Source organism: Cupriavidus sp. CuC1 (genome assembly GCF_044627735.1).
Lineage (GTDB): Bacteria > Pseudomonadota > Gammaproteobacteria > Burkholderiales > Burkholderiaceae > Cupriavidus > Cupriavidus ulmosensis.
The window spans coordinates 47546-65963 of sequence record NZ_JBIUHC010000042.1; the positions used below are offsets into that span (position 1 = coordinate 47546).

An 18418-nucleotide genomic window follows, 5' to 3' on the forward strand; every position below is an offset into this window, starting at 1 on the left:
AGGAGACACGATGTCCTATACCGAAATTCTCTACAAGGAAGACGGCCCCATCGGCACGATCACGCTGAACCGTCCCCATGACGGCAACATGTTCACCGAGACCATGTGCCATGAGATCCGCGACTGCATCAACGCGATCCGCCGCGAAACCCGCACCCGCGTCATCGTGATTACCGGCGCGGGCGACAAGTTCTTCTGTACTGGCGGCCGCAAGGACGGGATGCAGGACACCACGCTATACGCCGGCGTGCTGCCGACGCTGGAATTGTACGAGAGCATCGACCGTCTGCAAAAGCCCGTCATCGCCTCGGTGAACGGTTTTGCCGTCGGCGGCGGCAACGTGCTGCAGGTGGTGTGCGACCTCACCATTGCCAAGGAGTCGGCCATCTTCCGCCAGGTGGGTCCGATGGTCGGCAGCTTCGATGCAGGCTATGGCACCTGGTACCTTGAAGACCTGGTGGGAAAGAAGCGCGCCAAGGATATCTGGTACCGTAATCCCAAGATCACGGCACGCGAGGCGCTGGACATCGGCCTGATCAATCGCGTGGTCCCGGATGAGCAGCTGGCCGAGGCCACGCGCGAGTATGCGCTGGAGGTAGCCGAGCGCGGCGCGTTTGCGCTCGCTTCGCTGAAGAGCGCCTTTAACGCGCGCCATGGCGGTGTCAGCGGGCTGTCCCGCATGGCGCATGACCTGCTGCTGCGCGGCTATCTCGATACCAGCGAACACGACGAGCTGGCTGCGGCGTTTGCCGAACGCCGCAAGCCCGATGCTTCCAAATTTGGTCATTGATGCCCGGGTGAAGATCATGCAAAACATCCTGACGCTGCACAATCCGCAAAACGCGCGGGACTATTACCTGTCGGGAATCTGGCAGCAGGAGACGCTCTACACGCTGGCCCGGCGCCATTCGCGGGAACGGCCCACGTCGGCCGCCCTGCGCGACGCCGATGTCCGGCTGACCTGGCGCGAAGTGGTCGACTGGGTCGACAGCGTAGCGGAGGCGCTCCACAGGCAAGGCCTGAAGCCGGGCGACCGCATCGGCATATGGCTGCCTAACATCGTGCAGGCCACCATCGTGTTCCTGGCCTGCTCACGCAATGGCTATGTCTGCTGCCCCTCGCTGCACCAGAACTACACTGTCGACGAGATCTGCACGCTGCTTAACCGCATTCAGTGCCGCGCCCTGTTCGCGATGCCTGGCTACGGCGCCGATTCGGATCGCAACTCGATCTTCGGGCGTGCCGCCGACATTCCGACGCTCGCCGCCATGTTTGCCATGCCCGGCCAGGCAAATGGCGACCTGACCCTGCCCCCCGACGCTCATCCGTTTCCCGACCGCCTGCCGCCGGCGGCATTGTCGACACCGGACCTGAACCCGGACAAGATCGTCTACCTGGCCTTTACGTCCGGCACCACCGGCCTGCCCAAGGGCGTGATGCACAGCGACAACACGCTGCTGGCCAATGGCCGCGCACTAGTCGACGACTGGGGACATTCGGCCAATACCACGGTGCTGACGCTGAGCCCGATGAGCCACCATATCGCCACCGTGGCCCTGGAACAGGTGCTGGTGGCGGGCGCGGAGCTGGTCATGACCAACCTGCGTGCCGGCAAGCACGCCCTGGACTGGATCATGGAAACAGGTGCCACCTATGTAATGGGAGTGCCGACGCACGCCATGGACATCCTGCAGGCCGTGCGCGAACGCAACCTGACCTCGCTTGGCGAAGTCCGTACGTTCTACATGGCGGGCGCGGCCATCCCGCGTGATGTGGCGCAGAAGTTCCTGACGCTCGGCGTCACGCCGCAGAACGTCTACGGCATGACCGAGAACGGTTCGCACAACTACACCATCCCGTCCGACACCGCGGACACCATTGTGTCTACCTGCGGCCGCGCGTGCCGCGGGTATGAAGTCCGCCTGTGGAAGCAGGACAACTGGGACGTCGAGGCTGAAGTGGGCGAAATCGGCGAGATCGGCGGGCGCGGTGGCTTGCTGATGCTGGGCTACTTCAGCAATCAGGTTGCCACGGAAACGTCGTTCAACATCCATGGCTGGTTCATGAGCGGCGACCTCGGGATCATCGACGAGAATGGCTGCATCGTGATCGTGGGGCGCAAGAAGGACCTGATCATCCGCGGCGGCCACAACATTCATCCGGCACATATCGAAGAACTGGCCATGCGCCATCCCCTGGTCGAGCGCGCAGCCGCCTATCCCGTGCAGGACGAACGACTCGGCGAGAAAGTCTGCCTGTCGGTCGTGGTCCGCGCGGGCCAGACGCTGGAGCCGGCCGACATGCTGGCGCACCTGGCCGGCTGCGGCCTGTCCAAATACGACATGCCGGAGTACTTCCTTGGACTGGACCAGTTCCCGCTGACGCCAAGCGGCAAGATCCTGAAGCGCGACCTGGTCGAGATGACCATGCGCGGCGAACTGAAGCCGGTGCCGGTCCGCTACAACGCCCGCGCCACGGCAGGAGCATGACCATGTCGATCGATATCAGATTTGACGGTCCGTACGCGATCCTCACGCTCAACCGGCCCGAAGCTCTCAACGCCCTGCAGTTCACCATGATCGAAGCGTTGTCCTACACGCTTGATCAGGTGGCGGCCTCCAACGCCCGCGCGCTGATCGTGACCGGGGCAGGGCCGAAGGCGTTCTGCGCCGGCGCCGACATCAAGGAACTGATGGACCGCAACCTGATGCAGCAGCGCCAGGGCGCCCAGCTCGGCCAACGTACTTTCGACAAACTGGCCAAGCTCCCGATTCCGTCGGTCGCCGTATTGCACGGGTATGCCTTTGGCGGGGGGCTTGAGCTCGCCATGGCCTGTACTTTCCGTATTGCGACGGTCCAGGCCCGCATGGGCCTGCCGGAGATCAAGCTCGGCCTGATCCCGGGCTACGGCGGCACGCAGCGCTTGCCGCGCCTGGTTGGCGAGGGCCGGGCACTGGAGATGGTGATGTCCGGGCGCACGGTCGATGCGATCGAAGCCGAGCGCGTCGGGCTGGTCAATCGCGTGGTTGCCCACGGGGAGCCCGTCGAAGTGGGCAAGGCTTTCATGTCCGAGTTCATCGGCTATAGCCGTTGCGCCTCGCAGTTTGCGCGCGAAGCGGTGGTTCGCGGCATGGCGACCACGCTCGGGGCCGGGCTCGAGATCGAAGCGGATCTGTCCACGCTGGCTTATCAGACCAATGACGCCGTCGAGGGCATGCGCTCCTTTATCGAGAAACGCACACCGGAGTTCAAGGATGCCTGAATTCACACAAGGCGCCGTCATCGTGACCGGTGGCAGCCGGGGTATTGGTGCCTCCATTTCCGTGGAACTGGCACGCATCGGCCTGCACGTGGCCTGCGTTTCGCGTTCGGGCGAACTGCCTGACGCCGGCTCGCTCGATGTCGACGCACAAAAGCGGCTGGCGGCACTACGCTGCGATATCACCGATGCCGCTTCCGTCGCCACGGCGTTCGCCCAGGTGCCCGCACTGTTCGGCAAGCCGATCGTCGGCCTCGTCAACAACGCGGGCATCCACCTGCAGGGGCCGTCCGCATCGTTCCCGATCGCTGACTTCGAGCGCGTGATGCAGACCAACGCCTCCTCGGTCCTGCTGGCCAGCCAGATGGCCTACCCCTACCTGCGCGAGGCCGGCGCGGCGCTGATCGTCAACATCGGCTCGTTCTACGACAAGCTCGGCGTGCGCGGCAATGCCGCGTATTGCGCATCCAAGGCCGCCGTGGGGGCGATCTCGCGCTGCCTGGCCGTCGAATGGGCGCGCGACGGCATTCAGGTCGTCAATATCGCGCCGGGCTATATCGAGACCGACCTCAACCGTGGCGAACTGAACGAGGGCGCACTCCAGGCATTTCTCAAGAAGCGCATTCCGGTCGGAGGCCCCGGTCAGTCAGACGATATCGGACACCTTGCCGCCATGCTGTTCCGGCTGCCCGGGCGTTTCCTGACGGGTGAGACGCTTTATGTGGATGGCGGCCAGGGCATGGCGCTATAGCCACCGCCCAGCCGCTACACAGCCCCACCAACGGAGGAAGACATGAACATGCTGGACCGGATGGACGCTCGGCTGCCGCTGTCGTCCGAGGAACGCATGCTCCTCGACAGCGTCAAGGAGCTTTGCAACACCCAGATCGCGCCACGCGCGGCCGAGTACGACCGCAGCAGTGCGTTTCCGTGGGAGAACGTGAAAGCCATCAACGAGCTGGGCTTGAACGCGATGTTCATCCCCGACATCTATGGCGGCGCGCAGTTGTCCTTTATCAGCTACCTGGCTTGCGTGCGGGAGATTTCCAAGGCTTGCGCCTCTACCGGCATCGTCTGGGCGACGAACTTCCACGCCATCAAGCCTTTGATCGAGTACGGCAGCGAAGAACAGAAGAGCCGGCTGTTGCCACGCATCGCCGACGGTGGCCTCGCGTCGCTGGCCATCACCGAGCCCTCGGCGGGATCAGATGCGACCGGCATGCGCACCAGCTTTACCCCGGACGGCGGCGACATCGTCATCAACGGCGGCAAGACCTTCATTACCAACGGCGACGTGGCCGACCTGTACCTGGTGTTCGGCAAATGGTCCGAGATCAGCGATCCCAAGGCAGCCATCTCCGTGCTCATCCTGGAAAAGGGAACTGAGGGCCTGCGCGTCCTCGGCACCGAGCACAAGATGGGCACCCGCGCGTCCAGCACCGCCAGCCTGGCCTTCGATGGCTGCCGTGTGCCGCGCGCCAATCTGATTGGCGCACCCGGCGAGGGCCTGCAGATCCTGTTTGGCTCGCTGAACCGCTCACGCCCCAGCGTCGCGGCACATGCCCTGGGCATCGCGCGCGCGGCGTTCGAGGACGCGGTCGACTACATCAATGAGCGGCGCCAGTCCGGCAAGCGGATCCTCGAATTCCAGGGCATCCAGTTCATGCTGGCAGACCTGGCCACGGAGCTGGCCTTGTGCGAATCGTGGCTCTGGCGCGTGGGCGGGATGGTGGATGCCGGCGACCAGGATTTCGGCATCGAAGCCTCGATGCTCAAGCAGCGCGCCACCGATGCGGCCATGCGCATCACCACGGATGCCGTGCAACTGTTTGGCGGATATGGCTACTGCAACGACTACCGCGTCGAGCGGCTGATGCGCGACGCCAAGATTACCCAGATCTGGGAAGGAACCAACCAGGTACACCGCCAGCTGATCGGGCGCAGCTTCCTGAAGAAATAGGAGACGGACGTGACAACCATCAAAACCGTCGGCGTCGCGGGCGCCGGCACCATGGGCGCGGGCATCGCCATCGTTGCAGCCCGCGCGGGCTTCAAGACCATCGTATTCGATGCCCGGCAGGAGGCGCTGGACCGCGCCCGCGGCCAGACCGAAGCGTTCCTGAAGAAGTCCGAGCAGCGCGGCAAACTGCCCGCCGGCGCCGCTGCCGCGGCCATGTCTCGCTGGGAAGGCACCACCGCACTGAGCGACCTGGCAAGCAGCGACATCATCATCGAAGCCATCTTCGAGGACCTGACGGTCAAGCATCAGCTGTTCGGCCAGCTCCATGAGGTCTGCCCGCCGGAAACGATCTTCGCGTCGAATACGTCCACGATCTCGATCACCGAGATCGCCGGTGGTTCCGGCCGGCCGGACCGCTTCGTTGGCATGCATTTCTGCCTGCCTGCGCAGCTGATGAAGCTGATCGAGATGTCGCCAGGCCTGGCCACCTCGGAGGAGACCTTCAAGACAGCGTGGGCCTTTTCCGTGGCGATGGGGCAAAAGCCGGTGGCCACGCAGGATACGCCGGGATTCATCCTCAATTACTTCCTGATCCCGTTCAATAACGATGCGATCCGGCTGGTGGAACAGGGCGTCGCCGAGCCGGCCGACATCGACACCGCCATCAAGACCGCGCTCGGCTATCCGATGGGCCCGCTCGAGCTGCTGGACCTGGTCGGCATGGATACCCAGAAGCTGCTGTGCGAAGCGATGCACGGCCTGACCCACGAGCCGCGCGCCGCCTGCCCGCCACTGGTGCGCCGCATGATCGCTGCGAAGCGCCTGGGCAAAAAGACCGGCAAGGGCTTCCACACCTACGGCGACACCAAGATGTTTGGAGCCTGATATGCGCTACGAAATCGTAAAAACCGGCGAGAGCCGTTCCTTTCCCACTTTCCACCCGTTCCTCGAACAAGCCGCACCACATGGCGAAGGGCTGTTCTACCTGGGCACGGGCGCCGGAAGCGCATTCGGCAATGGCGAAGGCCACGAATCGCGCACGTTCGTCGCCATTGAACTGGATACCGATTGCCTGGGTTCCCATACGGGCGAGCACCGCGGGGAAGAAGGCTCCAATGTGGTTGGATTCGCCCGCTTCCGGCTGGGCGACGCCGGCCCGAGCCCACTGGTAGAGCTCGTCAGGCAACCGGGCACGCACCCTGCGGCGATCGAAGCCGCCAGGGCGGTGTTCCAGGCGGCAGGGCTGGTTGTCGCGGTATGCAACGACTTTCCCGGCCGCATCGTCGACAGGCTGATCCGCCCGTACTTCAACGCGGCGTTGCGCCGCCTGGATGAGAAGCTGGCCAGCGCCGATGACCTGGACAAGACCTTGTGTCTGGGCCTCGGCTACCCGGAGGGCCCGATCTCGCTGCTGGAACGCACCGGCCTGGCGCACCATTTCCGCGTCACCCGGGCGCTGCACGAAGCCCTCGGCCAGGAGCCTTACGCGCCGGCACGGCGCGCGCGCGTCGCCGCCGAGCGTGAAGAACGGGCAAAGCGAGGCTTGTCATGAGTCAACCGCTGACCGGTGTGAAGGTGCTGGACTTCAGCACCCTGCTGCCCGGACCGCTGTGCTCGCTACTGCTGGCGGAGGCGGGCGCCGAAGTCATCAAGTTCGAACGCCCTGGCCAGGGCGACGAAATGCGCTCGTACGAGCCGAAGGTCGATGACGACAGCGCGAACTTCGTGCTGCTCAACCGCGGCAAGCTGTCCGTTGCCATCGACCTGAAGTCGCCGGAGGCGCTGAGCCAGCTGCTGCCCCTGATCCGGGAGGCCGATGTCCTGATCGAGCAATTCCGTCCCGGCGTCATGGATCGCCTGGGCCTGGGCTACGCCGCGTTGGCTGAAGTCAACCCGCGACTGGTCTACTGCTCGATCACCGGCTTCGGCCAGCACGGTCCGCGCGCGTCGGAAGCCGCGCACGACCTGAACTACGTGGCGGCATCCGGCATGCTGTCGCTGACGGCGGGCAACGATGGCGCGCCGGTCCTGCCGCCTGCCCTCATCGCCGACATCGCCGGCGGCACCTATCCGGCGATGATCAATATCCTGCTCGCATTGCGTCAACGCGACCAGACCGGCAGGGGTGTTCACCTGGACGTGGCCATGGCCGACAACCTCTTTACGTTCCAGTACTGGGGGCTCGGCAATGGCGCGCTGGGAGACTGGCCCGCACCGGCATCCGGGCTGGTCACGGGTGGCACGCCGCGCTACCAGGTCTACCGTACCGCGGATGGGGCCTTCCTGGCCGCGGCGCCGCTGGAAGACAAGTTCTGGGACAACTTCGTCGCGCTGGTCGGGCAGGATGCCAACGCGCTGGCGAAGATGTCACCACACCGGGCCATCGAGGCCGTGGCGGCCGCCATTGCCCTGCATCCGGTTGCCTATTGGGAAGACCGCTTCGCCGGACAGGATGTCTGCACAAGCCGTGTGGTCAGTCTGGAAGAAGCCCGGCACGAGCCGCATTTCCAGGCGCGCGGCCTGTTCGACCGCTCCGTCACCACCGCGGCGGGCGGGACCCTGCCGGCCTTGCCGGTGCCCGTTGATGCCGCATTTCGCCGCCCGGATCGCTCGGCCGCCTCCCCGGCCCTGGGCGCGCACAACCAACTTCTGAATCGTTGAGGTCCAGCCGAGATGAAAGCTATCGTCATTCAGGAATTCAATGCACCAGATGCCGTGACCGTCGGCGACCTTCCCGACCCGCAGGTTGGTGACAGCGACGTGCTGGTCGAAGTCCGCGCCGCCGCGGTCAATTACCCCGACGTCCTGGTGGTGCAGGGCAAGTATCAGATCCTGCCGCAACGCCCATTCGCACCGGGCAAGGATGCCGCCGGCGTGGTACGCGCGGTCGGTGCCAATGTCACCCACGTCCAGCCAGGCGACCGCGTAGTGGCGCAACTGGAATACGGCGCGTTCGCTGAGCTCGTCAGCGTGCCTGCCGATTCCTGCTTCCGTATCCCGGATGCCATGCCGTTCGAAGACGCGGCCGCCATGGGCCTCGTCTATCAGACCGCCTACTTTGCCCTGGTGGAGCGTGGCGGATTCCGTGCCGGCGAAACCGTGCTTGTCACCGGCGCTGCCGGCGGCGTCGGCTCGGCGGCCATCCAGATCGTCAAGGGTCTCGGTGGCATCGCGCTCGCCGGCGTCAGCGGCGCTGAACACGCGCAGGCGGCACGGCAACTGGGCGCCGATGCGGTGATCGATCTGTCCGCCCCCGACCTGCGCGAATCGCTGCGCGACCAGGTGCGCAATGCCACCGCGGGCCACGGCGCCGATGTGGTGCTCGACACGCTCGGCGGCGATGTCTTCGATGCCGCGCTGCGAGCGATCGCCTGGTGCGGGCGCGCCGTGGTCATCGGCTTCGCGGCAGGCCGCATTCCCGAGATCAAGGCAAACTATCTGCTGGTCAAGAACATCGCCGTCAGCGGCCTGCAATGGAGCGACTATCGCGTTCGCCAGCCGGAAAAGGTGCTGGCCGTGCAGCAGGAAATCTTCCGCCTGTATCAGCAAGGTGCGCTCAAGCCAAAGATCGCCGGCGCCCTGCCCCTCGCGCGTGCCGGTGAAGCGCTGGCGCGGCTGGCCTCGGGACAGGTATCCGGCAAGTATGTGCTGACACTGCACTGAGCTTGCCAGACCGGCCCCGGGCGCATGCCATGCCCGTCTGCAGCCGTGGGACGTCCCACGGCTGTCGTGCTATTTGCGACGCCCCCCTCTTTCCCGCTCTCCGGAACATCATGAACACAACCTTTTCCTCAATTGCCAGCATCGACACGCTGGGTGTCGTCGGCACCGGCGCCATGGGCCGCGGCATCGCGCAGATCGCCGCCCAGGCCGGCCTGACCGTCAACCTGTATGACACCAACCCCCAGGCCGTGGCTGCAGCCCGCCAGTACCTGCAGGACACGCTGGCCAAGCTCGCCGACAAGGGCAAGATCAGCGCGGCCGACGCCGAGGCCACGCTGGCCCGCGTGAAGCCGTGTGGCGCGCTGGAAGACCTGGCCGGCTGCGATATGGTGCTGGAAGCCATCGTCGAGAAGCTCGAGGTCAAGCGCGACCTGATCGCCAAGCTGGAAGCGGTGCTGCGTGAAGATGCCGTCATCGCCTCGAACACGTCCTCGCTGTCGATCACCGCGATCGCGGTGGGCGCAAAGCAGCCGGGCCGAATCGCCGGCTATCACTTCTTCAATCCGGTCCCGTTGATGAAGGTCGTGGAAGTGATCGACGGCCTGTCGGGCAACCCGGCCGTGGGCGATGCGCTGATGGCGCTGTCGCGCCGCATGGGCCATACGCCGGTGCGCTGCAAGGACATGCCCGGCTTTATCGTCAACCATGCCGGCCGCGGCATGAACATCGAAGGCCTCAAGGTGGCGCAGGAAGGCGTGGCCGAGTTTGCCGATATCGACAACATCATGCGCGAGCAGGCTGGCTTCCGCATGGGCCCGTTCGAGCTGATGGACCTGACCGGGTTGGACGTGTCGCACCCGGTGATGGAGTCGATCTACAACCAGTTCTACCAGGAGCCGCGCTACCGCCCGTCGCCGATCACGGCGGTCCGCTCGGTTGGTGGCCTGATCGGCCGCAAAGCCGGGGCCGGTTTCTATCGCTACGCCGATGGCCAGAAGCAGGTGCCTGCCGCTGCCGCAGTACCGGCCGCGCGCCCGTCCAGCGTGTGGGTGAGCCACGCGAGCGAGCGCGGCCACGCGATGGTGACCAAGCTGCTGGGCGCGCTGGGTGTCACGCCTGAAGCCGGCAACCGGCCGTCAGCCGAAGCCCTGATTATCGTCACGCCGCTGGGCCTGGATGCCACCACCGCCGCGCTGCAACAGGGTCTGGACCCGGCCCGCACCGTCGCCATCGACACGCTGCTGCCGCTCGAAGCCACCAAGCGCCGCACGCTGATGACCACGCCGGCCACCACCGCCGCGGCCCGCGACGCCGCGCACGGCCTGTTCGGCAGCGATGGCGTGCCCGTCACGATGATCCGCGACTCGGCCGGCTTCGTGGCCCAGCGCGTGCTCTGCTGCATCATCAATTTCGCCAGCGATATCGCCCAGCAGCGCATTGCGACGCCCTCGGACATCGACCTCGCCGTGAACCTGGGCCTGGGCTACCCCAAGGGCCCGCTGGCGCTCGGCGACGCGGTCGGCCCGCAACTGGTGCTGGAAACGCTGCGCAACATGGAAGCGCTGACCGGCGACATGCGCTATCGCCCAAGCCCGTGGCTGTGGCGCCGCGCCGGCCTCTGCCTGTCACTGCTGGCAGGCGAAGCCTGATAGGCCGTCCTGCCAGCGATGACCGGGATGACCGAAGTCAATGCAGTGCCGCCGGAGGTCACGCCCCGTTCGCTCATCCTGCAATCGCCAGCGTATGCGCGTGTCCAGCTGCGCGGCCTGCGCTTCCCGTTCCCCGTAGTTGCAGAGGTCATCAAGGGCGATTGTGAATTGCTCGTGCCGGGTCAGATGCGGGCAAGCCACGACGGCGCGTGGCACACGATCCGGCCACTCGAGTCCCCGCGACTTTTGCTGGCGGAGCGCGCCCGCGTGGCGTTCCGCCAGCTGCCGCCGTCGGGCCGGCAGGCGGAGGCAGGAGAGCGGCGGCACAAGCCGATCGCGAGCACGCTGGCCCTGGCGGTATTCCGGGCACCGCAAAGGCCGTGGCGGCTCGCGTCGGCATCGCAGGAACTCCGCATCGATTGCCCGGGACGACTGTCCCGATCATTGATGAGTGAAGGCGAAAGCTTTGTCGACCTGGTGGCAACGCAGCGCCTGATGCGCGCGCTGTTTGACCTGGCTGGCACTGGCGGGCAAGCCGCAAGGGCCGGATGCTATGGCTTCCCGGATCGCGCTCGCCTTGAAGATGCGATCTATGATCGCTTCGGGGTGAACTCTGCGCTGCTGCAGCGTCTGCTGGACAGCCGCTGGCAAAGTTGACTCCCCCTGCCAGCGGCGTCTGGTAGCGATGACCTGGCGGCCAACCGCCGTGCCGCCGGTCAGCGCGCCGAAGGGATCCGGCCAATTACCGCGCCCACCAGCCCCTTCCGGAACAGCAGAACGCACACGATAAAGATGACGCCCGTCACGAGCGTGACGGACTCGCCAAGCGACGCGAACCATCCGATCCCGGTGATACCGGCCAGCCCGGCACCGATCTCGCCGAGCTTGTTCTCCAGGATCAGGATCACGAGCGCACCGACGACCGGCCCGCTCCGGGTCCCCATGCCGCCCACCAGTGTCATCAGGATCACCGCCCCCGACATGGCCCAATGGACGTCGGCCAGCGTCGCGAAGCCGAGTACCAGCGCCTTCATCGCTCCTGCGAGCCCCGCCAGCGCGGCGGAAAGCACGAAAGCCATCAGCTTGAAGCGAACCGTACTGTAGCCCAGCGAGATGGCGCGATTCTCGTTCTCCTTGACCGCCTGGAGGAGCTGGCCGAAGGGGGAGCTGACAATGCGCGCAATCAGGCCCATCGCCGCGACAAAGATGGCAACCACGACATAGTAGAAAGCCACGTCAGAGGACAGGTCGATCACCCCGAACAGCGCGCCGCGCGGAACCCCCTGCAAGCCGTCCTCGCCGCCGGTCTGCGGAGTCTGCAGGCAAATGAAGAAGAACATCTGGGCCAGCGCGAGCGTGATCATCGAGAAGTAGATGCCCTGGCGGCGGATCGCCAGCACGCCCATCAGAAATCCGATCGCGACGGCAGTTGCCACGCCGATCAGCAGGCTGACCTCCGTCGTGACATGCCAGGTCTTGATGGCATACCCCGCCATGTAGCCGGCGCCACCGAACAAGGCAGCATGGCCGAACGACAGCAGGCCCGTGTAGCCGAGCAGCAGGTTGAAGGCCGCGGCAAACAGCGCGAAGCACAGGATCTTCATCACGAAGACCGGATAGACACCAAGTTGCGGCGCCAGCAGCAACAGCGCAACCAGCCCGATGGCCACGTAGGCCGATGCCCGGCTATGCCACGGCGCGCGCGCACCACCGGCCGCGGTCAGCGTTGAAGGGAGAGAGAATTCGGTCATCATTTTTCCTTGCCAAACAACCCTGCCGGACGAAGCAGCAGGACAATCACCATCACCACGAACACCACCGTCGATGACGCCTCGGGGTAGACCACCTTGGTCAGGCCCTCGATCACGCCCAGACCCAGGCCGGTGACGATGGCGCCGAGGATCGAGCCCATGCCACCGATCACCACCACGGCAAAGACCACGATGATCAGGTTCTGGCCCATCAGCGGCGAGATCTGGATCACCGGCGCGGCCAGCACCCCGGCGAACGCGGCCAATGCCACGCCGAAGCCGTAGGTCAGGGTGACCATCAGCGGCACATTGACGCCGAACGCCTCGACCACCTTGGGGTTCTCGGTACCCGCGCGCAGGTAGGCGCCGAGCTTGGTCTTCTCGATGATGAACCAAGTGCCCAGGCAAACCGTGATCGACGCCATCACGACCCAGGCCCGATAGTTGGGCAGGTGCATGAAGCCCACGTCGGTGGCGCCCTGCAGCAGCTCCGGCGCCGAGTAGGGCAGGCCCGAGACGCCGTAGATCGACCGGAACACGCCTTCGATCACCAGCGTGATCCCCAGCGTGAGCAGCAGCCCGTAGATATGGTCGAGCTTGTAGATCCAGCGCAGCATCGTCTTTTCGATCAGCACGCCCAACAGGCCGATGACCAGCGGTGACAACAGCAGCATTACCCAGTAGCTGAGCCCTGCGTACTCCATGCCGGCCCACGCCAGCAGGGCGCCCAGCATGAACAGCGCGCCATGTGCAAAGTTGATGACGTTGAGCAATCCAAAGATCACCGCCAGCCCCAGGCTCAGCATCGCGTAGAACGCACCATTCACGAGCCCGAGCAGTAACTGCGACAGCAGCGCGGGCAAGGGAATTCCAAGATCAAGATTCATTGCGGTCCCCCGTTCCGTTACACGCCGAGCAGCTCGTTGAGCACCGGCATCTTGGCTTGCAGTTCGCCGGCGGCAAAGCGCTCGACGATTGCGCCGTGCTCCATCAGGTAGAAGCGGTCGGCCAGCGGCGCGGCGAAGCGGAAGTTCTGCTCCACCATCACCACCGTGTAGCCCTTCTGCTTGAGCATCAGGATCATGCGTGCCAGCGCCTGCACGATCACGGGTGCCAGCCCCTCGGAGATCTCGTCGAGCAGCAGCAGGTTTGCCCCCGTCCGCAGGATCCGCCCCACGGCCAGCATCTGCTGTTCACCGCCGGACAGGCGCGTGCCCTGGCTCTGGCGGCGCTCCTTCAGGTTCGGGAACATGTCGTAAATCTCGGCCTTGCTCATGCCGTTTTCCCCATTGGCGCCCTTTAGTACCGGAGGTAGCAGCAGGTTCTCTTCGCAGGACAGGCTGGAGAAGATCGCGCGCTCTTCCGGGCAGTAGCCAATGCCGTAGTGCGCAATCTTGTGCGTCGGAAAGCCAACGGTTTCATGACCGTTGACTTTGATCGAGCCCTTGCGCGCGCCGGTCAGCCCCATGATCGCGCGCAGCGTGGTGGTGCGGCCGGCGCCATTGCGGCCCAGCAGCGTGACCACTTCGCCGCGGTTCACGGTCAGGTCGACACCGTGCAGAATGTGCGATTCACCGTACCAGGCATGCAGGTCCCGGATCTCCAGGGCGGGTGTTTTGTCGTTTGCCATTTCCGCTTCCCTCTCAGTGCACACCCTGTAGTGCGGCGTCGGCCGTGCCCATGTACGCTTCCATGACGCGTGGATCCTTCGAGACCTCGGCGTACGGGCCTTCGGCCAGGATCGCACCGCGTTGCAGCACGGTGATCTTGTCGGCAATCGACGACACGACATTCATGTTGTGCTCGACCATCAGGATCGTGCGGCCTGCAGAGACCTGCTTGATCAGCTGCGTCACGCGGTCCACGTCTTCGTGGCCCATGCCCTGCGTCGGCTCGTCGAGCAGCATCAGTTCAGGCTCCATCGCGAGGGTGGTGGCAATTTCCAGCGCGCGCTTGCGACCGTAAGACAGGTTGACCGTGACCGCCTCGGCAAATTCGGCCAGCCCGACCTGTTCGAGCAACTCCATCGCGCGGGAATTGAGCACGTCGAGCGAACGAGCACCGCGCCAGAACTGGAAGGCGGAGCCCAGTTGACGCTGTAGGCCAATGCGCACGTTCTTGCGCACGGTCAGGTGCGGGAACACGGCCGATATCTGGAACGAGCGGATCACGCCACGCCGCGCAATCTGCGCCGGCTTTTCGCGCGTGATGTCGATGCCGTTGAACAGGATGGTGCCGGCGGTCGGCTCCAGGAACTTGGTGAGCAGGTTAAAGCAGGTGGTCTTGCCCGCGCCGTTCGGCCCGATCAAGGCGTGGATCGAGCCGCGGCGTACATTCAGGTCGACTTCACTGACGGCAGTGAAGCCCCTGAATGACTTGGACAACCCCTGCGTCTGCAGAATGAAATCCGGCATAAGAGGTGGAAAGCCAGTCTGGAGAGAAAAGGAAGCGTCTTCCACACGGCCGGAGCAGCGCAGTGGCCGTGGAAAGACGCCTGGAGACAAGGACGTTGAAGCGTGGCCAGCTACCTGGCCGCTTCAGTTCCCGTGTGCGTCAGCCCTTGAGCGGGCAGGCGCTCTTTTCCAGGGGCTCGAAGGCCTTGTCCTTGGGGATGACCTTGCGGATCTTCAGCAAGTCCCATTCGCTCTTGGATTCGGACGGCATCTTGGCTTCAGCCAGGTACATGTCATGCGCCATCAGCCCGTTTGCCAGGATGCGGCCGTCCTTGGCAAAGAAGTCGTTGACCGGCGTCGCGCGCATCTTTGCCATGACCTTGTCGGCGTCCGCGCTGCCGGCCGCCTGCACCGCCTTCAGGTAATGCATCACCGCCGAATACATGCCGGCCTGCACCATCGTCGGCATCGTCTTGGTCTGCGCGAAGAACTTCTTGCCGAAGGCGCGGGTCTCGTCGTTGTAGTCCCAATAGAATGCCGTGGTGAACTGCAGCCCCTGCGCCGCCTTCAGGCCCATGCCTTTCAGGTCGCTATCGAAAATCAGCAGCGGCGCCACGACCTGCTTTCCACCCCCCAGTCCGAACTCCGAGGCCTGGCGCACCGCGTTCTGGGTATCGCGCCCCGCATTGGCCAATGCAATCACCTGCGCCTTCGACGCCTGCGCCTGCAGCAGGAACGATGCGAAGTCCGATGCCGAGAGCGGATGCCGGACCTTGCCGGTGACCTTGCCCCCTGACTGTTCCACTACGCTGACGGCATTCGACTCGAGCGAATGTCCAAACGCATAGTCGGCGGTGATGAAGAACCAGTTCTTCTTGCCTTCTTCCAGGATCGCGCGTGCCGTGCCGTTTGCCAGCGCGTACGTGTTGTAGACGTAGTGAATGCCGTAAGGCGAGCATTGCTTGCCCGTCAGCTCCGTGGTGGCGGAACCCGCAAAGATGGTGACCTTCTTCTTGCTCTCGCCAAGCTTCTGCAGCGCCAGCGCCGAGGCCGAGTCCGTGGACTCGATGATCATCTCCACATTGTTCCGGTCATACCACTCCCGGGCACGGGTGGAAGCGATATCGACCTTGTTCTGATAGTCGGCACTCAACACCTCGATGGGCCGGTCCAGAACCTTGCCGCCGAAATCCTGAGCCGCCATCTTGACGGCAGCAATGCCGCCAGGGCCGCCAATGCCGGAATAGACACCGGTCGTGTCTACCAGTGCGCCAATACGGAAGGGCTCGGCAGCGGAAGTCACCTGGCAGAACGCCGCCAGGGCGGCAAGAGCGCCGAAGCGCAGTGCGGGTGCTTGCATGGATGTCTCCAATCGTTCGTTATAGTGACGGACAGCGTTTTCCTCACGACATTCACTGTCCATACCCGTATATCTGCAACTTCAGTGCCAGCTCCAAAAAGCGGCCATTTTGGCGATAATCCAGGCTTTGGAGGGTGTCTTCGACCCGGTGCTGAGTACATTCGTGCCTGCGAACATGTCTTCGCCGAAGACAGTCGGGAAGGCTCCAAGCTCCCGGGTGCAACACCGTCAAAACTGGTCGGCAGTGGCCATAGCGAGGACGCTGCCGGCGCCGGCCAGCACGCGACCCCGGTAGACGGGTGCCTGGACCAGTATGTGCTCGGCAAGAAATGTGCGGTGGCCGCCTTCGCCGCCATGAACGCCGGCCGCTCCCCGGCCGCGGCTGTTCGTTCCGCAGCGAGCAGTGCTCGCCCCAACTGCCACCCGGCGACCAGTTCGCCCGCTAGCATCAGATAGGGGGTAATCGAATGGAAGGGACTTCCCCGTCCCGAGGTGATCGGCCTGCTGGCCACGCTCTTTGTCGTGGTGCGCTGTGCGATAGCGGACAACTTCATCCCAACGTTCAGACCGTAGCCTGTAGCGCGGTCGCATACACCCACTCCACTATCGCGCCGTTCGGCGGCAACCTTCGCGTGCGGCTCGTCTTGGTAGTAGTGGCGCCGATAGCGGCGGCTATCACCGTGTATCTGCCGCGACGTCAGACCGTCGCTGCAGCATAGCGAGGCCGCTATCTGGCATTGACGGGAAACGCGGCCTACCTGAAAGGGAAACGGACACGCCTCACTGGTCCGATAGTGGAAGCAAACCAAGCCTGGAGAACACGAACATGGACGTGCAGTATGAAGTCCTCGAACGCAAGTTGTTACGAGTGATTAGTCAGAATGCCTCGCACTGGATACCGGTGAACCTCATCCAACGTGTGGAGGTTGCGCGAGTAAGGCGTACAGAGGAACAGTGGCATATGCGGGTGCGGCTGGGGCCAGATGATCATTCGGTTCTCCTGCAAAGGGATGACCGGGCAAAGGCAGAGGCTGCTGCTCAGCAGCTTGCCAGAGTGCTCACGCCATGATTAACGAGAACCTTGGCGCTTGATGCACCGGAGAGCAGCCCCGAGCGGCTTTTCGTCGCTCGCTGCCGAAAATGGCAATGAAGGAAAACGCGCCCTCGGTGATAGCGGAGATTGAAGACATGGATAAGTTGAAGCGAGCTGTATCGGCTGCGACGGAACAAGCCGTGCATGCCATGGATCAATGGGGAAAGTTTGGTAGCCGCTGCGGCATGGTACCTGTCGCTCTCCGCACCGGATGAGCCGAGCGTGAAGATGCGGCTATCGTTCGCCACGCGCGATGAATGTGAAAGGACGCTCCACGAAATGCCACCCGAGCGCCGAAAATGGGCCGAGTGTGCTGCAGGCTCGACACTCAGGGCCGCAGCGCGTTGAAGGAAATCGCCCCTCCGGCGCGTTACGATACCCCCAGCATGACCAAACGGAGACCGTCTCGATGACTCAATTGCAAGACCCACGCCTCGGCGCCTGCGTCTACCTGCTGCACCTGCTGCTTCAACGTGCCGAGCAACGAGAGCCCGGCAGCCTTGATGACCTGCTCCGCGGCGTACGGGCCGATCGCGCCGGGTTGCCGCCCGACATTGCTGGCCACGACGAGACGCTGCACGTTTTTGACGAAGCCCTGCGGATGCTGAGCCTTGCTAACGACCAGATGAAGGCCGCTGGCCGCGCGGGCAGCTAGCGGCCCGCCGGCATGTGAGGAATATGGCCGCAGGCGGCTTTTTTGTCACCCGTCATCTTGCCGATAACTCTTCTTATCGGCATGACGTTTTAAATCTAGCTGCATCCGTCATCTAGCAGAAATCGCGGCTGCTCGTTTGCAGATGGCCGAGCAGGGGTGTGAGATCCACCAACCGCTGTGCGACGAGATGCCTCACTTCGCCCTCGCACTGCCACTGGCCCAGGACGCCGATCAGCCGAGCGCCCAGCACCTCTTTGCGGAACCGCTCCAGCACCGTCGGCCAAACGATCACGTTGACCGATCCCGTCTCATCCTCGATGGTCATGAACAGCACGCCGTTCGCGGTGCTTGGGCGCTGTCGCACCGTCACGATGCCGGCGCCGCGGGCCAACTGGCGGTCCTGATAGCTGAATAGCGTTTCTGCTGGCACAAACCGGCTACCAGCGAGATGTCGGCGCAGCAGCGCGAGCGGATGCCGGTTGAGTGTCAGGCCTGTCGATCGATAGTCCGCGACGATGGCCGGCTTTTTTGTCACCCGTCATCTTGCCGATAACTCTTCTATGGGGTATCCATTTAACCGGAGTTACACTCGGGCATGGAGCTTCCAATCGCAGGCATTGACTACCCTCGTTCCT

The 18418-nt window shown here is 64.3% G+C and carries 19 protein-coding genes and 1 pseudogene; 13 read left to right on the plus strand and 7 right to left on the minus strand.

Annotation, left to right across the window (positions count from 1 at the left end; genetic code table 11):
- Positions 1-10: 10 nt before the first annotated feature.
- From ACGLHR_RS19400 to ACGLHR_RS19450, 11 genes are all read left to right on the plus strand, one after another.
- On the plus strand, positions 11-790 hold the full coding sequence (locus ACGLHR_RS19400; RefSeq protein WP_400095908.1) for an enoyl-CoA hydratase-related protein: 780 nt from the start codon (positions 11-13) through the stop codon (positions 788-790).
- 16 nt (positions 791-806) lie between these two features.
- Complete coding sequence (locus ACGLHR_RS19405) at positions 807-2489, plus strand: class I adenylate-forming enzyme family protein (RefSeq protein WP_400095909.1); 1683 nt, start codon at positions 807-809, stop codon at positions 2487-2489.
- A gap of 2 nt (positions 2490-2491) precedes the next feature.
- Entirely contained in the window at positions 2492-3262 is a 771-nt protein-coding gene (locus tag ACGLHR_RS19410) for an enoyl-CoA hydratase/isomerase family protein (RefSeq protein WP_400095910.1), read from the plus strand.
- Positions 3255-4010 carry an SDR family NAD(P)-dependent oxidoreductase gene (locus tag ACGLHR_RS19415; RefSeq protein ID WP_400095911.1) on the plus strand — a complete coding sequence of 252 codons (756 nt, stop codon included), beginning with the start codon at positions 3255-3257 and terminating at the stop codon, positions 4008-4010. The genes ACGLHR_RS19410 and ACGLHR_RS19415 overlap by 8 nt, the downstream gene beginning before the upstream one ends.
- Before the next feature lie 42 nt (positions 4011-4052).
- Positions 4053-5219 carry an acyl-CoA dehydrogenase family protein gene (locus ACGLHR_RS19420; protein WP_400095912.1) on the plus strand — a complete coding sequence of 389 codons (1167 nt, stop codon included), beginning with the start codon at positions 4053-4055 and terminating at the stop codon, positions 5217-5219.
- 9 nt (positions 5220-5228) lie between these two features.
- Positions 5229-6104 carry a 3-hydroxyacyl-CoA dehydrogenase family protein gene (locus ACGLHR_RS19425; RefSeq protein WP_400095913.1) on the plus strand — a complete coding sequence of 292 codons (876 nt, stop codon included), beginning with the start codon at positions 5229-5231 and terminating at the stop codon, positions 6102-6104.
- A 1-nt stretch (position 6105) separates the two neighbouring features.
- Positions 6106-6771 (plus strand): 3-hydroxyacyl-CoA dehydrogenase family protein, encoded by a 666-nt coding sequence (locus ACGLHR_RS19430; RefSeq protein WP_400095914.1) that lies wholly within the window; start codon positions 6106-6108, stop codon positions 6769-6771.
- Positions 6768-7880, plus strand: coding sequence for a CaiB/BaiF CoA transferase family protein (locus tag ACGLHR_RS19435; protein ID WP_400095915.1), 1113 nt, complete (start codon positions 6768-6770; stop codon positions 7878-7880). Before ACGLHR_RS19430 ends, ACGLHR_RS19435 begins: the two co-directional genes overlap by 4 nt.
- Positions 7881-7892: 12 nt before the next feature.
- A complete protein-coding gene (locus ACGLHR_RS19440) occupies positions 7893-8882 on the plus strand; it encodes an NADPH:quinone oxidoreductase family protein (RefSeq protein WP_400095916.1) in 990 nt (329 codons plus the stop codon).
- Positions 8883-8992: 110 nt separating this feature from the next.
- On the plus strand, positions 8993-10531 hold the full coding sequence (locus tag ACGLHR_RS19445; RefSeq protein ID WP_400095917.1) for a 3-hydroxyacyl-CoA dehydrogenase: 1539 nt from the start codon (positions 8993-8995) through the stop codon (positions 10529-10531).
- Between the two features lie 27 nt (positions 10532-10558).
- The gene (locus tag ACGLHR_RS19450; protein ID WP_400095918.1) at positions 10559-11188 is read left to right on the plus strand and encodes a hypothetical protein; all 630 of its coding nucleotides are present in this window, start codon (positions 10559-10561) and stop codon (positions 11186-11188) included.
- 59 nt (positions 11189-11247) lie between these two features.
- Here the strand turns inward: ACGLHR_RS19450 and ACGLHR_RS19455 are convergent, their stop codons facing one another.
- From ACGLHR_RS19455 to ACGLHR_RS19480, 6 genes are all read right to left on the minus strand, one after another.
- Positions 11248-12282, minus strand: a complete 1035-nt coding sequence (locus ACGLHR_RS19455) for a branched-chain amino acid ABC transporter permease (RefSeq protein WP_400095919.1) — start codon at positions 12280-12282, stop codon at positions 11248-11250.
- Positions 12282-13169 (minus strand): branched-chain amino acid ABC transporter permease, encoded by an 888-nt coding sequence (locus ACGLHR_RS19460; RefSeq protein WP_227314478.1) that lies wholly within the window; start codon positions 13167-13169, stop codon positions 12282-12284. The genes ACGLHR_RS19455 and ACGLHR_RS19460 overlap by 1 nt, the downstream gene beginning before the upstream one ends.
- A 17-nt stretch (positions 13170-13186) precedes the next feature.
- Complete coding sequence (locus ACGLHR_RS19465; protein WP_400095920.1) at positions 13187-13912, minus strand: ABC transporter ATP-binding protein; 726 nt, start codon at positions 13910-13912, stop codon at positions 13187-13189.
- Positions 13913-13925: 13 nt separating this feature from the next.
- Positions 13926-14696, minus strand: coding sequence for an ABC transporter ATP-binding protein (locus tag ACGLHR_RS19470; protein WP_400095921.1), 771 nt, complete (start codon positions 14694-14696; stop codon positions 13926-13928).
- A gap of 139 nt (positions 14697-14835) precedes the next feature.
- On the minus strand, positions 14836-16035 hold the full coding sequence (locus tag ACGLHR_RS19475) for an ABC transporter substrate-binding protein (RefSeq protein ID WP_400095922.1): 1200 nt from the start codon (positions 16033-16035) through the stop codon (positions 14836-14838).
- On the minus strand, positions 15975-16589 hold the full coding sequence (locus tag ACGLHR_RS19480) for an acyl-CoA dehydrogenase C-terminal domain-containing protein (protein WP_400095923.1): 615 nt from the start codon (positions 16587-16589) through the stop codon (positions 15975-15977). Before ACGLHR_RS19480 ends, ACGLHR_RS19475 begins: the two co-directional genes overlap by 61 nt.
- A 272-nt stretch (positions 16590-16861) precedes the next feature.
- On the opposite strand from ACGLHR_RS19480, the gene ACGLHR_RS19485 reads away from it, so the two are divergent.
- A complete protein-coding gene (locus ACGLHR_RS19485) occupies positions 16862-17104 on the plus strand; it encodes a hypothetical protein (RefSeq protein ID WP_400095924.1) in 243 nt (80 codons plus the stop codon).
- A 433-nt stretch (positions 17105-17537) separates the two neighbouring features.
- Positions 17538-17783 carry a hypothetical protein gene (locus tag ACGLHR_RS19490; protein WP_400095925.1) on the plus strand — a complete coding sequence of 82 codons (246 nt, stop codon included), beginning with the start codon at positions 17538-17540 and terminating at the stop codon, positions 17781-17783.
- A 112-nt stretch (positions 17784-17895) separates the two neighbouring features.
- Here the strand turns inward: ACGLHR_RS19490 and ACGLHR_RS19495 are convergent.
- Positions 17896-18300, minus strand: a pseudogene (locus ACGLHR_RS19495) (OB-fold nucleic acid binding domain-containing protein); the annotation flags it as partial.
- Between the last annotated feature and the right edge of the window lie 118 nt (positions 18301-18418).